The sequence below is a fragment of the Lactococcus sp. AK05 genome (genome assembly GCF_041026685.1).
GTDB classification, from domain to species: domain Bacteria; phylum Bacillota; class Bacilli; order Lactobacillales; family Streptococcaceae; genus Lactococcus; species Lactococcus lactis.
In genome coordinates this window covers 758,696-773,206 of sequence record NZ_JBFTEI010000001.1, presented here as the reverse complement: position 1 = coordinate 773,206, position 14,511 = coordinate 758,696, and the positions used below count along the sequence as shown (strand labels likewise).

The 14,511-nt window shown below is 35.5% G+C and carries 15 protein-coding genes; 1 reads left to right on the top strand and 14 read right to left on the bottom strand.

The window, feature by feature from the left end; all coding sequences use genetic code 11:
• Positions 1–11 precede the first annotated feature (11 nt).
• From leuC to AB6B24_RS03695, 3 genes are all read right to left on the bottom strand, one after another.
• On the bottom strand, positions 12–1,394 hold the full coding sequence (gene leuC / locus AB6B24_RS03705; protein WP_017864490.1) for a 3-isopropylmalate dehydratase large subunit: 1,383 nt from the start codon (positions 1,392–1,394) through the stop codon (positions 12–14).
• A gap of 146 nt (positions 1,395–1,540) precedes the next feature.
• Positions 1,541–2,578 (bottom strand): 3-isopropylmalate dehydrogenase, encoded by a 1,038-nt coding sequence (gene leuB, locus AB6B24_RS03700; protein ID WP_311803386.1) that lies wholly within the window; start codon positions 2,576–2,578, stop codon positions 1,541–1,543.
• 11 nt (positions 2,579–2,589) lie between these two features.
• Positions 2,590–4,131 (bottom strand): 2-isopropylmalate synthase, encoded by a 1,542-nt coding sequence (locus tag AB6B24_RS03695; protein ID WP_311804092.1) that lies wholly within the window; start codon positions 4,129–4,131, stop codon positions 2,590–2,592.
• 425 nt (positions 4,132–4,556) lie between these two features.
• On the opposite strand from AB6B24_RS03695, the gene AB6B24_RS03690 reads away from it, so the two are divergent.
• Positions 4,557–5,516: a rhodanese-related sulfurtransferase gene (locus AB6B24_RS03690; protein ID WP_003131122.1), complete on the top strand. Its 960-nt coding sequence runs from the start codon at positions 4,557–4,559 to the stop codon at positions 5,514–5,516.
• 13 nt (positions 5,517–5,529) lie between these two features.
• Here the strand turns inward: AB6B24_RS03690 and AB6B24_RS03685 are convergent, their stop codons facing one another.
• The 11 genes from AB6B24_RS03685 to hisC all read right to left on the bottom strand — a co-directional run bounded on the left by AB6B24_RS03685 (position 5,530) and on the right by hisC (position 14,462).
• Positions 5,530–6,339 (bottom strand): histidinol-phosphatase, encoded by an 810-nt coding sequence (locus tag AB6B24_RS03685; protein WP_311803390.1) that lies wholly within the window; start codon positions 6,337–6,339, stop codon positions 5,530–5,532.
• Positions 6,340–6,978, bottom strand: coding sequence for a bifunctional phosphoribosyl-AMP cyclohydrolase/phosphoribosyl-ATP diphosphatase HisIE (gene hisIE / locus AB6B24_RS03680; protein ID WP_311803391.1), 639 nt, complete (start codon positions 6,976–6,978; stop codon positions 6,340–6,342). It abuts the gene before it with no gap.
• Complete coding sequence (hisF, locus tag AB6B24_RS03675; protein WP_311803392.1) at positions 6,975–7,754, bottom strand: imidazole glycerol phosphate synthase subunit HisF; 780 nt, start codon at positions 7,752–7,754, stop codon at positions 6,975–6,977. The genes hisIE and hisF overlap by 4 nt, the downstream gene beginning before the upstream one ends.
• Complete coding sequence (gene hisA / locus AB6B24_RS03670; protein ID WP_311803394.1) at positions 7,744–8,463, bottom strand: 1-(5-phosphoribosyl)-5-[(5-phosphoribosylamino)methylideneamino]imidazole-4-carboxamide isomerase; 720 nt, start codon at positions 8,461–8,463, stop codon at positions 7,744–7,746. Before hisA ends, hisF begins: the two co-directional genes overlap by 11 nt.
• Positions 8,464–9,066, bottom strand: coding sequence for an imidazole glycerol phosphate synthase subunit HisH (hisH, locus tag AB6B24_RS03665; protein ID WP_311803395.1), 603 nt, complete (start codon positions 9,064–9,066; stop codon positions 8,464–8,466). It abuts the gene before it with no gap.
• Complete coding sequence (gene hisB, locus AB6B24_RS03660; RefSeq protein WP_311803397.1) at positions 9,067–9,669, bottom strand: imidazoleglycerol-phosphate dehydratase HisB; 603 nt, start codon at positions 9,667–9,669, stop codon at positions 9,067–9,069. It abuts the gene before it with no gap.
• Positions 9,666–10,412: a methyltransferase domain-containing protein gene (locus AB6B24_RS03655; protein ID WP_311803398.1), complete on the bottom strand. Its 747-nt coding sequence runs from the start codon at positions 10,410–10,412 to the stop codon at positions 9,666–9,668. Before AB6B24_RS03655 ends, hisB begins: the two co-directional genes overlap by 4 nt.
• Before the next feature lie 95 nt (positions 10,413–10,507).
• Positions 10,508–11,803 (bottom strand): histidinol dehydrogenase, encoded by a 1,296-nt coding sequence (hisD, locus tag AB6B24_RS03650; RefSeq protein WP_311803400.1) that lies wholly within the window; start codon positions 11,801–11,803, stop codon positions 10,508–10,510.
• Complete coding sequence (hisG, locus tag AB6B24_RS03645) at positions 11,787–12,413, bottom strand: ATP phosphoribosyltransferase (protein WP_228247995.1); 627 nt, start codon at positions 12,411–12,413, stop codon at positions 11,787–11,789. Before hisG ends, hisD begins: the two co-directional genes overlap by 17 nt.
• Positions 12,406–13,392, bottom strand: coding sequence for an ATP phosphoribosyltransferase regulatory subunit (locus tag AB6B24_RS03640; protein ID WP_311803405.1), 987 nt, complete (start codon positions 13,390–13,392; stop codon positions 12,406–12,408). The genes hisG and AB6B24_RS03640 overlap by 8 nt, the downstream gene beginning before the upstream one ends.
• Entirely contained in the window at positions 13,380–14,462 is a 1,083-nt protein-coding gene (hisC, locus tag AB6B24_RS03635) for a histidinol-phosphate transaminase (RefSeq protein ID WP_311803407.1), read from the bottom strand. Before hisC ends, AB6B24_RS03640 begins: the two co-directional genes overlap by 13 nt.
• Positions 14,463–14,511: the final 49 nt, after the last annotated feature.

Below are 14,511 nucleotides of genomic sequence, written 5' to 3'. Positions count from 1 at the left end.
CTTTCTACAGACTAATCTGTTACGAGCGTTCTAACATCTACAAATTTACCAGCGATTGCGGCGGCAGCAGCCATAGCTGGAGAGCACAGGTGCGTTCTTGCATTATGTCCTTGACGACCTTCAAAATTTCGATTAGAGGTTGAAGCACAATGAACGTATTCTGGAATTTGGTCAGGATTCATTCCAAGACAGGCTGAGCAACCCGGTTCCCGCCATTCAAAACCAGCTTCTTTAAAAATTTTATCAAGCCCTTGTGCTTCAGCCGCTTCTTTCACAGGTCTGCTTCCAGGGACGACAATTCCTGTCAGTCCATCAGCAATATGTCTGTCTCCAATAATTTTTGCAGCTTCTTCTAAATCACCAAGTCTAGCATTCGTACAAGAACCAATGAAAATATAGCCTAAATCTATGTCAGAAGCGGTTTGGCCTGGCTTTAAATCCATGTACTGATAAGCACGTTCATAGTTCAAATCATTGTTAATTTCCGGAAACTTTTCGCCAAATTCTAGGCCCATTCCGGGATTTGTTCCCCATGTCACCATTGGTTTCAACTGGCTGACATCAAGACTTAAAATCTTATCGTATTGTGCATCAGAATCACTGACAAGTTTTTCCCATTTACTGACAGCTTCATCAAAGTTTTTAGGTGCATGTTCACGCCCTTTGACATAGTCATAAGTTTTTTCATCAGGATTCATCAGGCCAATTTTTGCCCCAAATTCAATTGACATGTTACAGATTGTCATCCGTTCTTCCATGCTTAAATCACTGATAGCATCCCCACTATATTCAACCGCATAACCTACACCTGCATCCACACCATATTTAGCAATTAATGCGAGGATAAAGTCTTTGCTATAAATTCCTTTTTGTGGATGACCTTGAAATTCAATTTTCATACGCTTGGGTTTAACTTGCCAAATGGTTTGAGTTGCAAGAACATGTTCAACTTCACTTGTACCAATTCCAAAAGCAATTGCACCAAATGCTCCATTTGTTGCGGTATGACTATCGCCACAAACAATTGTTTTCCCCGGTTGAGTTCTGCCAGATTCAGGTGCTACCATGTGAACAATTCCTTGTCCTTTTCCACCATGAGTCTCCGCTGGAACATCAAATTCTTTGACATTTTTAGTAAAAGTATCAATTTGTTTTTTAGAAATCAAATCTTGAATATTAAAAATATCTTGTGTTGGAACATTGTGGTCAAGAGTTCCGTATGTCAAATCTTTTCTCCGAACACGACGTCCTGCTTCACGTAAGCCCTGAAATGCTTGCGGACTCGTAACCTCATGAATAACATGAAGGTCAATATAAAGCAGTTGAGGTTCTCCCTCATTTCCAGCAATCACATGCTGATCCCAAAGTTTATCAAATATTGTTTTACCTGACATTTTTTTATTTCCTTTTTTAAAAATTTATTCTGACAAATTCTGTCAGTAATTTTGTACTTTTTGTCAGTAATATTTACTGACAAAATTATCAAATTTGTTAACGGTTCTTTTGTCTGCAACTAAAATATTCATTGCTCAATCGCATTTTACTGACAATTTTTCAGGATTGCTTCTGTCATTTCTTTAGTTGTTGCAGTCCCACCTAAATCTTTAGTCAAAATTCCGTCAGTAAAAGTTTGGGTTACGGCTTTCTCAATCATCGCAGCCCCCTCTTCTTGCCCAAAAGATTCTCTTAGCATCATGGCAATTGATAGAATCATCGAAACAGGGTTCGCAATTCCTTTTCCTGCAATATCTGGTGCCGAACCATGAATTGGCTCATAGAGTGCTAAACCGTTAAATCCATGCGAACTCGAAGGCATCACTCCTAAGCTACCGGCCAAACTACTTGCTTCATCAGAGAGAATATCACCAAATAGATTTTCAGTGACTATCACATCAAATTGTTGCGGATTAGTAATCAGTAACATCGCACAAGAATCGACCAATTGGTGCTCTAATCGTACATCAGGATATTCGTCAGCAATTTCATCAGCCATTTTTCGCCATAATTTAGAAGTTGCAAGGACATTTTGTTTATCAACCGAAGTCAGTAATTTTCTGGGTCGACTTTGAGCACTTTTGAAAGCAAAATGAAGAATTCTTCTTATTTCATCAGCAGAATAATCATTGACATCTCGTGCTTTATCATCTGCCAATTCATGTTGACCGAAATAGATTCCCCCTGTCAGTTCGCGAATCACTAGGAAATCAACATTTTCAACATTTCGGATGGGAGAAAGTTTTTTTAAAGCCGGATAAATTTTTAATGGACGAACATTAGCATACAGTCCTAATTTTTTCCGTAAAGCAAGCAGCCCTTGTTCTGGTCTAACTTTTGCATTGTTGTATTTAGGATGACCAATTGCAGCGAGCAAGATTGCGTCAGCATTTTTAACTGCTTGCAAAGTTTCTTCTGGTAAAGGATGACCATGCTTATCAATTGCAATTCCTCCAAAATCTTTGGCTTCTAATTCATACTCAAAATCAATTTTTTTACTGACAGCTTTTAAAATACTTAAACCAGCTGACATAATTTCTGGTCCAATTCCGTCTCCTGCAAGTGTCACAATTTTTTTAGACAATATTTTTCACCTTAAATTCCATCATGAGCTGAAATTTGTTCAACCTTTCCTTGTAAATTTTCTTTTTGAACTAAAACATTAGCATTCATGTAAGCAATGGCGCTTCCTTTCAATACATCATAATCAACACCTTTAGCATTAAATATAGTGCCTGTAGATAAATTTTCAACAGAAACCAAAGTCGTTGCTTGTGCATCAATTCCATCAGTTACAGCATCAACTGAATAAGAGATTAATTTTAGTTGATGATTAAAGACTTTATCAATGGCTTTAAAAATTGCATCCACTGAACCTGCCCCCTCTCCTTGACTAACATAAATTTCCTCTTCTTGATTTTTTAGTTGCACCAATGCCTTGTGGCCATCAATTTGAACATTATCAAGTATAAAGCCAGCTAGATTTTTTACCGTTTCTCCTGTAAATAAGGCATGAATATCTGCGTCAGTAATTTCTTTTTTCTTGTCAGCTAATTTTTTAAATTTTTCAAATAAAATTGCAAGACTTTCATCGTCATAAGCAATATTAAGTTCCGTCAATTTTTCACTAAAAGCATGACGACCAGAAAGTTTACCTAAAGGCAACGAATTATGCTTTATTCCGACAAGTTCTGGTGTAATAATTTCATAAGTTTCAGCATTTTTAAGGACACCATCTTGATGAATTCCTGATTCGTGTGCAAAAGCATTAGCACCAACAATTGCTTTATTTTTTGGAATAGCAATTCCTGAAAATTGTGAAATTAGTTCTGCCGTTGCAGCAGTTTCTGAAAGTTTTAAAGGACTTTGTGCCTGATAAAAATCTTTACGAATATGTAGTGCCACAGAAATTTCTTCAAGAGCAGCATTCCCAGCTCGCTCTCCAATGCCGTTGACAGTCCCTTCAACTCTCCCAGCCCCAGCTTTAATTGCAGCTAATGAATTAGCTACAGCCATTCCTAAATCATCATGACAATGTGGACTAAAAATAATTTCTCGGTCAGACTTAGTATTATCAATCAAAAATTTAAAAATTTTTCCATATTCTTCTGGCGTCGTATAACCGACAGTGTCAGGAATATTAATATAAGTTGCTCCAGCATCGACAGCCGTTTGAACAGCCTCCAAAAGAAAATTCAACTCTGTTCTTGTTGCATCCTCTGGAGAAAACTCAACAACCTCGACCCGTTCACGTGCGTATCTCACACATTTATCAATATTTTTCAAAACTTCTTCGGGACTGATTTTAAGTTTATATTTCATGTGAATAGGTGAAGTGGCAATGAAAACATGAATTTGCGGATATTTAGCCCCCTTTACCGCTTCAACCGCTTTATCGATATCTGAGATAACACAACGAGCTAATGCAGTAACAGCCGTATCATTCAAAGAATCAGCAATTTGCTTTACTGCTTCAAAACTATCTGGACTTGCCGCAGGAAAACCAGCCTCTATGACAGAAATCCCCCATTTTTCCAGTTGTTTAGCAATCGTTACTTTTTCTGAAATGGAGAAACTAACGCCCGGTGTCTGTTCGCCATCTCTCAAACTTGTGTCAAAGAATTCAATTTTTCGCATAATATTACCTCTATTTTTTATTAAGAAACAAAAAAGACGCCCGTGAGGACGTCTCTCGGTCCTCGAAATGACTATCGCCAAACAGGACCCACATATTTTAGCCACAAAAGCTAATGTAGGTCCACCTTGATCAACAACAATGAAAATTGTGTGTATGTCATTTCAAGTTCCTCTTTTTTTGTTAATTTACATTATAATACTCTTAATATTTTAAATTGTCAATAAAATAATAATATTTAATGCATTTATTTGTATTAACAAGAATTTAACAACAAATAGATTACAACTTCTCCCTTTAACATTCAATTAAATCCACAATAATTAAGCTTGTTAGAAAATATACAAGCAATTTTGTTGCTTTAGGTAGACAAAAAATGATTAAATTATAATGGATTCTAATGTACTAATAAGATTAAGGAGAAATTATGACTCAAGATTATCGAGTTTTATTATATTACCAATATGTCCCGATTGAAGATGGAGAAACTTTTGCCCAAAAACACCTCGCAGACTGTAAAGAATTAGGTTTAAAAGGACGCATCTTAGTTGCTGACGAAGGAATTAACGGAACTGTTTCTGGTACTATCGAGCAAACAAATGCCTACATGGAATTGATGAAAAATGACCCTCGCTTTAGCTCAACAATTTTCAAAATTGATGAAGCCGAGCAAAATGCTTTTAAGAAAATGCATGTTCGTTATCGCCCTGAATTAGTCAATTTAAGTTTAGAAGATGACGTCAATCCCTTGGAACTTACTGGGGCTTATCTTGATCCAAAAGAGTTTCGTGAGGCCATGCTTGATGAAAATACAGTAGTAATTGATGCACGAAATGATTATGAATTTGACTTAGGACATTTTCGTGGCGCCATTCGTCCAGAAATAAGAAGTTTTAGAGAACTCCCTCAGTGGATTCGAGATAACAAAGAACAATTCATGGAAAAGCGTGTTTTAACCTACTGTACCGGTGGAATACGTTGTGAAAAATTTTCAGGATGGCTCGTTCGTGAAGGCTTCAAAGATGTTGGTCAACTTCACGGAGGAATTGCCACATACGGAAAAGACCCAGAAGTTCAAGGAGATCTCTGGGACGGACAAATGTATGTTTTTGATAGCCGAATCGCAGTTCCAATCAACCAAAAAGAACATGTCATTGTCGGACGTGATTGGTTTGATGGAAGCCCATGTGAACGTTACATCAATTGCGGAAATCCAGAATGTAATAGACAAATGTTAGCTTCAGAGGAAAACGAAGCAAAATATCTTGGTGCTTGTTCACATGAATGTCGAGTTCATCCCAATAACCGTTACATCAAAGCCCACCAACTATCAAATCAAGAAGTTCAAGAACGTCTTGCACTACTTGAGAAAGATTTAGCATCATAAAATAAAAAGTCTATTATTCTTTAATAGACTTTTTATTTTTATCAATTTTCATCCCACTAAAAGTTGCTAGTTCGTGAAAACCAGCTTTTTTAATTAAAGTTCTTGCTTTAGGAATTGAAAGCCAATCGCGCTTTGCTATATGACTATCCGTTCCTAAAGTTATTAATTTTCCACCTAATTTTTTAAAATTAATCAATAAATCACTATAAAATTGTTCAGTTTTCGGATCATCAAACAATCTAGTATTTATTTCTAATGCTTTTTCTTTTGAAGCTAAAGCCCGCAAGATTTCAAATAAAATCTCCCGATTCTCTGCAAACTTTATTGATTTATCCGTGTAAGGCCCATATCTAGCAACATAATCTAAATGACCAAATGAATTATAAGTCTCAAAATTTTGAACAACATCTAAACAAGCTAAAAGATATTCTCTTTGTGCTTCTTCTTTTGTTTTCTGTAGATAAAATTCTGTTCCGTCATAAACTTCAATATCTCCAATTTCATGAACAGAGGCAATCACAAAATCAAAAGGAGCCGAATCAATAAACTGATTAATTTCTGATTTAAAACGTAAATCAATTCCCATTTCCAAGCCAATTTTTATTTTAATTTTATCTTTAAATTCCGCTTGCAATTGATTAATTTCTTGAAAATACTCAGGTAGATTTAGTGAAAAATCCATTCCTGGAAAATAAAAATCTCGATGTTCTGTAAAACAAATTTCTTCTAAACCATGTGCTATAGCTTCTATCACATGGTTTCTAGGAAGCTCCTCGCTATCAGCCGAAAAATGAGAGTGGAAATGATAATCTAATTTTTTCATTTAATCTGCCGTCCTTGTATGAAATTCCTTCTTATTTCCTTCTAGCTGATGCCGTTCTTTTGCTTTTTGCCGTACTTCTTCTAGAGAAATACCTTGCTGATTCATTAATACAAACAAATGATAAAGTAAATCATCAATTTCTCCTAAAAGTTCTACTTTATCCGAATTTTTACTAGCAATGATTACTTCGCTTGCTTCTTCACCAACCTTTTTTAACACTTTATCAATGCCCTCTCCAAGCAAATAATTCGTATAAGATTTTTCGACTGGATGTAACTTTCGGTTGATGATTTGCTTCTCCAACTCACTAAAAATATCAGAGTCATCAAAAGGAATAAGTTCATCATAAAAACAAGAGTAAGCACCAGTATGGCAAGCATTACCAATTTGTTCAACAAAAACCAATAAAGTATCTTGGTCGCAATCCAAACGCATTCCTTTTATTTTTTGAAAATGCCCTGATTCTTCTCCTTTGTGCCAAAGTTTTTGTCGTGAACGTGACCAAAACCAAGTTTCACCAGTTTCAAGCATTTTCTCAAAAGCCACTTCATTTGTATAGGCAAGCATTAATACTTGATTTGTTTGATAATCTTGAACAATAACAGGAATAAGTTCCTGCTTATGAAAATCTGGTCTCATAATGTCTCCTTCTTAATAATTCTTGCTGAAATATTATTTTTTATAAGTTCGTCTTTAACTTCATCAACTGTTGCTTCGCCATAATGAAATAATGAAGCAACAAGGGCAGCATCGCTTCTTGTTTTTTGAAAAACTTCAACAATGTCCGAAATCTTCCCACAACCGCCACTTGCTACAACAGGAATATTAACAGCAGTACAAACGACATTCAGCATTTCCAAATCGTAGCCTGTCTTTGTTCCATCCTTATCCATTGAGGTTAGTAAAATTTCACCTGCTCCTAATCTTTCACACTTTTTAGCCCAATCAACTAAGTCAAGACCTGCAATTTCACGCCCACCTTTGATATAGACATCATATCCCCTATGATCTGCTCGTTTTTTAGCATCAATAGCAACAACAACACATTGAACGCCAAATTCGTTAGCCGCTTGACGAATAAGTTCAGGATTTTCAATTGCAGCTGAGTTGACGGATACTTTATCAGCTCCTCTAGCAAGAATTCTTCTAAAATCGTCAATTGAACGAATTCCTCCACCAACGGTTAATGGAATTGAAAGTTCACGCGCCGCCCGACCAATTAATTCACCAATAATTTCACGTTCTTCAAAAGATGCCGTAATATCAAGAAAAACAATTTCATCTGCACACTGTTCTTCATATATTTTGGCCAATTCTACTGGATCACCTATTTCTCTTAAACCCACAAAATTAATTCCTTTAACAACCTTACCATTTTTAATATCAAGACAAGGGATGATTCTTTTAGTTAGCATTCCTGAACTCCTTTTCAAGATTAATTTTTCCCTCATAGTAAGCTTTCCCAACAATAATCCCATAGAAGTCAGAACGAGTTGCACTTTGAATATCAGAACTATCCTTTACACCTCCAGAAATAATCACGTTTAGAGAACATTCCTTTGAAATTTCGTCATAAAGTTTAAAATTTGGACCTGTCAGTGTTCCGTCTTTGGAGATATCAGTAATAATAGTGGTTTTAACCCCGATTCTCTCTAATTTTTTTAAAAATGACAGGTAAGGAAGACTTGTTTTTTCTAACCAACCACTTGTTGATACAAAACCCTCTCTAATATCAACTCCAACAACGATTCTGCTTGGACCATATTTAATTAATAATTCCTTAAGAAAATCAGGCTTTTCTACCGCTGCGGTTCCTAAAATCACTCGTTCCACACCAATTTGTTCAAGATACATTCTAACTGTATCGAAATCTCTAATTCCACCACCAATTTCGATTTTCAATCTTGTTTCATCTTTTATTTTTCGCACAAGCTCTAAATTGTGAGTTTGTCCTATCTTAGCACCATCTAAATCAACCAAATGCAGGTCAGTCGCTCCCATTCTTTCAAATTTTTGAGCAATTTCAAGCGGATTTTTTGAATAGACTGTTTTCTTATCATAATCTCCTTTGTAGAGACGCACGGCTTCACCATTTTGCAAATCAATTGCTGGAATAATCTTCATTTAAATTTCCTCCAAGAATGCTTTTAGTATCTTTCTGCCAATTTCTCCACTCTTTTCAGGGTGAAATTGACAGCCGATCACATTATTTTTTCCAACAATTGCCGGAATTTTTACTTCGCCATAAGTGGTGTAGGCAATGAGTTCATCATCAGGACAGATCGCCTGATAAGAATGGACAAAATAGACCTCATCATTATCAGACAAATAATGAGTTGTTGGACTGGTTTTAGCCAGGTTTAATTGATTCCATCCCATATGCGGAATTTTCTCATTAGTTTTGATTGGAATTACCTCTCCCTTTAAAAGTCCAAGACCTTGTCTTTCCTCTATCTCGTATCCTTTTTCAAAAAGCACTTGCATCCCTAAACAAATTCCCAATATTGGTATTCCAGCAGCAGCTCGTTCTTGTATAAGTTCAATCAAATTAAACTTTTTTAGATTATTCATTGCTGTAGGAAAGGCCCCAACTCCTGGAAGAATAAGTGCATCTGCTTTATGAATTTCCTCTAAATCTCTTGAAATCACTGTTTCTTGTCCCAATCGTAAAAATGCGGCCTGTACACTTTGAAGATTTCCGATATTGTAGTCAATGATAACAATCATTTATAGTAATCCTTTCGATGACGGAATTAAATTAGCTTTCGATTCATCAATACTTACAGCTTGTTTTAGCGCTCTCGCTGTAGATTTAAACATGCCTTCAATAATATGATGCGTATTTTGCCCATAATGTTCGTTCAGATGTAACGTAATCCCAGCATTAAAAGAAAGAGCACGAAAAAATTCTTCAGTCATTTCTGTATCATAACCACCAAGTTTTTGATTTCCTGATAAATCAGCATTAAATACCAAATAAGGTCGTCCACTAATATCTAAATCACAAGTCACCAAAGCTTCATCCATTGGAATGGTAAAACTCCCATAACGTTGAATACCGAGCTTATTACCTAATGCTTCGCTGATACATTTGCCAAGAGCAATCGCAACATCTTCAATGAGATGGTGGGGGTCCATCCCTACTGTTTCATGATCCCCATGTCCTATGATTTTTAAGTCAAAATCGCTGTGAAAGGTGAGAAGTGTCAGCATGTGGTCGAGAAAACCAATACCTGTACTAATGTCCGCTTGACCTGTGCCGTCAAGATTGATGGAAAGTTCAATTTGTGTTTCTTTGGTATTACGCGTGATGTGTGATATGCGTGTCATAACAGATTCTCCTTAGTTTTTTTAAATATCAAATGATGTAATCGTGCGACTGGATACAGCGTTTGGTCTTTCGCTACTTTTTGCTCTAACTTAAGCATGGGTTGATACCAGTTGTCTGTTTCTTTGATTTCTGCGTTTTGTGAAATACCGTAAAAATGACGAATTCCAAATTTTTCTTGGAGTTTCAGTTTGTAATTTGCCACAAAATCTGTCAGCCAATCATCGTCATAAACTAGGATATTGCCGTGGTTGTGAGAAGCGACAACTTCATTTTCATAAACATCAAGCGCTGCCTGCGGATTATCACGTCCTGCTGCCATTTCTATCATGCTACCGTACTTGCTGTGCTTGACAATAGAAAGCGTGCCGCCGTCTGTCAAAAGTGGTAAGAGCAATTCCAACACGACTTTTCGGTCGGGGACGTATTCTAGAACATTGTGAATGAGAATCACGTCGTAATGCTCATTTTTAACAGTTTCTGCAAAGTCGTCAAAAGTTCCTGTCAACTGACGAAAAGTTTGGTCAGACATCATCTCTAGTTTTTCTACGTCAGGCTCATAGCCCGTGACTTCAAATCCCTGTTCCATCAAAAATGTTTCCGTCCGTCCAAATCCAGAGCCGAAACTCAGAATTTTTGAATCTTTTGTCAAATTTGGTAGGAGCTGTGGAAAAAGTAAGTCATAGAACATCCGACCCCATGGTTTTTTAAAAACTTCTGCGTAATAATTTTCTTGTCTTATCATGTTTTTCTCCCTACTATTTTTCTTATTCAATATTTTAAAATCCATGTGGCTCCTCACGCCTTGACCAATAAATTTTTAAAATCTTGTCTCAAGTATTACATTTCATCAAATCTCACAGAAATTGAGTTAGCATGAGCCGTCAACCCTTCTGATTTAGCAAATGTCTCAACATCCTCTTTAAAGTCGGCCAAAACTTCTTTAGGATAATAGCTATAAGTTGAATATTTTATGAAATTATAGACACCCAAACCAGAGTAAAATTTGGCTGTTCCTCCAGTTGGTAAGACATGATTGCTTCCTGACATATAGTCGCCTAGTGGTTCTGGCGTATACTCTCCAAGAAAAATTGAGCCAGCATTTTTGATTTTTGGAAGTTGGGTTAAAGGTTCACTAGTCAAAACTTCTAAATGTTCTGGAGCCAGCTGATTGGAAACATCAAAGGCTTCATCAATATTTTTTACAACAATGGCTCCACCGTAATTCCTGATGGAACTTTCAATGATTTCACGACGTTCCAAATTTTGAACTTGTCTATTTAATTCCTCATCTACTTCTTGAACAAGTTTTTCAGAAGTCGTCACTAGAATCGCTGACGCAAGTTTATCATGTTCTGCTTGCGCCATTAAATCAGCAGCGATATATTTTGGATTGGCAGTTTTGTCAGCAATAACTAGAACTTCTGACGGACCGGCTATCATATCAATATCTACCACCCCATAACAGATTTTCTTAGCTGTAGCCACAAAAATATTTCCGGGTCCAACAATCTTATCAACTTTGGGAATAGATTCTGTCCCATACGCAACGGCGGCAACACCTTGTGCTCCACCCACTTTATAGATTGTTTCTATTCCACAAACTTCAGCAGCTGCTAAAATATTTGGATTTACTTTTCCATCAGCTTTAACTGGGGTAATCATAATAATTTCTTTGACGCCTGCTAAAAGCGCTGGAACAGCATTCATAATGACTGTTGAGGGATATGCAGCCGTTCCTCCGGGAACATAGAGAGCAACACGTTCCAGAGGACGCGCAATTTGTCCCATGATAACACCATTTTCCTTAAAAATATTCCATGAATTTCCCAGTTGGTGCTTATGAAATTCTTCGATTTGTGATTTGGTGCGTCTAAGAATTCTAAAATAATCCTCATCAATTTGTTCTAGTCCTGTTTCACGTTCCATGGGCGTGACGAGTAAATTACTAGTATTCACATCATAACCATCGAACTTTTTAGCATAGTTAAATAAGGCAGTATCTCCACTTTTTTGAATGTCTTCTACAATCTGTTGAACAGTTTTATTAACTTCTTTTGATACTTCTGTTTTTCGACCTTGAAATTTTTTGGAAATTTCTTCAAGCTTTCCTTGATAATCAATTTGTTTGAGCATCTTCTAACCTCTCCACCATTTCTATAATTTTATCTTTTTTAAATTTGAAACTAGATTTATTGACAATCATCCGTGTTGAAATGTCACTGATTTTTTCAATGACCTCTAAACCATTTGCAGATAAAGTATTTCCTGTTTCGACAATGTCAACAATTGCATCAGCTAAACCGACAACTGGTCCAAGCTCAACAGAACCTTCCAACTTGATAATTTCAATATCTTCTTGCTTTTGAGCAAAATATTTTTTTGTCACTCTTGGATATTTTGAAGCAATTCGTTTACGTCTTTGAAAATTTTTATTTGAAAAGTCAGGATAGGAAGCAAGGGCAAAAATACACTGCCCAATTTTTAAATCCAATAATTCATAATAATCATCAAAATCATTTTCATCAAGCGTATCTCTACCAACAAAGCCAACATCAACAATTCCATGTTCTAAAAAAGTAATGACATCATTAGCTTTTCCAAAAATGATTTGTAAATCATCTTTCGTTTTAATTTGTAATTCACGTCCTAGATTTAGAATTGGTTCAACATCATAGTTCGCATTTTCCAATAAATTGGTGACTTGTTTTTGGATTCGTCCTTTAGTTATGGCAATTTTAATCATTGTCTTCCTCCAATTCTTGTCTTTCCAGTGCCTTTAAAATAGTATCCATATGACAACAAAAACCAATGGCAACCGCCTCTTTTTGAAAATTACTTAATAGCTGGTCATATCTTCCTCCTGATAAAATAGGTTGATTAGCTGCTGAACTGTAAGCTTTAAACATTAAATCAGTATAATAATCCATTTTAGGAACCATTCCCAAATCAATGATAATCGGTTTAATCATTGAAAGTTTTTCTGAAAACTCTTTGAGCTGATCAAAGGAAGAAATGAGCACATCATCTTTTGTATTTGTCACTAAATTTTCCAACCTTGATAACTCATTAGTAATAAATATTTCTTTCAAAAGTCCTCTTAATTCCTTAGAAAAATTATTTTTTTCGATAAAAGCATTGAGGCCACTCAAATCTTTCTTGAGTAAAAGTTCTGTAAGTAACTCTGTTGAACCATTAGCTAACTGACATAAACGTTGAAAAAATTTTGCTGAGCCTATTTCAAAGACCGTTTTATTCAAACCTAACTGTTCAATCACTTGAAGGGCTAAACTAAGAATTTCTAATTCTGACTTATCGGCTGATTCACCAAAAAGTTCAATACCAATCTGATAATTTTCCGTTGAACGACCTTTATGCCGTTTTTCTTTTCTAAATATTTTTCCAAAATATGAATAACGGGCACTAGTAGAATCCTTGATTTGCGAATAGAGTCTAACTAAAGGAAGTGTAAAATCATAACGAAGTGTAATTGATTGTCCCTCATGATTGATAAACTGAAACATTTTTTCTTGATTAAAAGTTTTTCCATTACTTTCAAGTGCTGTATAGAGTTGTGTATATTCAAAGCTTGGGGGCATGACTTCCTGATAATTTTTCAAGCTAAATAATTTTCTTAAACGCCCTTCTATCTGCCGTAGACTTTTAACTTGATTCAAGGTCATTTCTGCCGATTCTTCAGGAAGCAGATAATTTATTTTTTCCATTCGTCAATTTCCTCATTCTTTTTTAAATAGCTTTTTAAAAATTCAATCACTTTGTTCATTTCTTTATTAGTTCCAATAGTTATCCGTAACCAATCATCAATCCGTGGTTGATTCCAATGCCTGACAATAATTTTTGCCTCATAAAGCGCCTTAAAAAGTTGTTCTGCTTTTACTTTTGGATGATGAACAAAAACAAAGTTAGCCTTTGAATCAGTCACTTCAAATCCTAAATTAACCAGATTATCTTTAAAAACTTCTCTTGTCTTAATGATTTTCTGAATGTTTTTTTGAAAATAATGTTCATCCATTAAACTTGCTTCTCCAATAATTTGTGCCAAACTATCAATTGGATAGGAATTAAATGAATTTTTCACATCATACAAATGAGAAATTGCTTCAGCAGAGCCATAAGCTACACCCAAACGAATTCCTGCCAAACTCCGTGATTTAGAAAAAGTTTGAACCACTACTAAATTATCGTATTTTTTAAGCAAAGGAAGACATGTTTCACCGCCAAAATCAATATAGGCTTCATCAATCAAGACAATTGAGTTTTGATTTTTTTTCAGAATTTCTTCTATATCTTTAAGATTTAGCGCCAAAGCCGTTGGAGCATTAGGATTTGCAATCACAATTCCACCATTTTCAATACAATAATCTTTTATTGAAACTTTAAAATCATCATCCACAGGAACTTTTTGAAAGGGAATTCGATAGAGTTCGCAATAAATAGGGTAAAAAGAATAAGTAATGTCAGGCATTAATAAAGGGCTTTGACTATTAAAAAAAGTCAGAAAACTAAGTGACAAAACTTCGTCAGAGCCATTTCCAATAAAAACCTGTTCAACTTCTAAATGATGATATTCGGCCAATTTTTTTCTTAAACTTTTCGCGTCAGTACTTGGGTAAAGACGCAAATTTTTTGTCTTATAACGTTCATTAAATAATTGAGCTACACTAGTGGGCGGATATGGATTTTCGTTAGTGTTTAATTTGATCATGTCAGTAAGTTCAGGTTGTTCACCTGCAATATAGGGACTTACTGACCGAAGATTATTTTGCCAACTCATAGATTTCTCCTTTCGAGAATAGAAAGATAATATAAAAAAACGCCTAAAA

Coding starts and splice junctions, on each gene's coding strand:
- leuC (WP_017864490.1), bottom strand. CDS start 1,394: ATGTCAGGTAAAACAATATTTGATAAACTTTGGGATCAGCATGTGATT.
- AB6B24_RS03695 (WP_311804092.1), bottom strand. CDS start 4,131: ATGCGAAAAATTGAATTCTTTGACACAAGTTTGAGAGATGGCGAACAG.
- AB6B24_RS03690 (WP_003131122.1), top strand. CDS start 4,557: ATGACTCAAGATTATCGAGTTTTATTATATTACCAATATGTCCCGATT.
- AB6B24_RS03685 (WP_311803390.1), bottom strand. CDS start 6,339: ATGAAAAAATTAGATTATCATTTCCACTCTCATTTTTCGGCTGATAGC.
- hisIE (WP_311803391.1), bottom strand. CDS start 6,978: ATGAGACCAGATTTTCATAAGCAGGAACTTATTCCTGTTATTGTTCAA.
- hisF (WP_311803392.1), bottom strand. CDS start 7,754: ATGCTAACTAAAAGAATCATCCCTTGTCTTGATATTAAAAATGGTAAG.
- hisA (WP_311803394.1), bottom strand. CDS start 8,463: ATGAAGATTATTCCAGCAATTGATTTGCAAAATGGTGAAGCCGTGCGT.
- hisH (WP_311803395.1), bottom strand. CDS start 9,066: ATGATTGTTATCATTGACTACAATATCGGAAATCTTCAAAGTGTACAG.
- hisB (WP_311803397.1), bottom strand. CDS start 9,669: ATGACACGCATATCACACATCACGCGTAATACCAAAGAAACACAAATT.
- AB6B24_RS03655 (WP_311803398.1), bottom strand. CDS start 10,412: ATGATAAGACAAGAAAATTATTACGCAGAAGTTTTTAAAAAACCATGG.
- hisD (WP_311803400.1), bottom strand. CDS start 11,803: ATGCTCAAACAAATTGATTATCAAGGAAAGCTTGAAGAAATTTCCAAA.
- hisG (WP_228247995.1), bottom strand. CDS start 12,413: ATGATTAAAATTGCCATAACTAAAGGACGAATCCAAAAACAAGTCACC.
- AB6B24_RS03640 (WP_311803405.1), bottom strand. CDS start 13,392: ATGGAAAAAATAAATTATCTGCTTCCTGAAGAATCGGCAGAAATGACC.
- hisC (WP_311803407.1), bottom strand. CDS start 14,462: ATGAGTTGGCAAAATAATCTTCGGTCAGTAAGTCCCTATATTGCAGGT.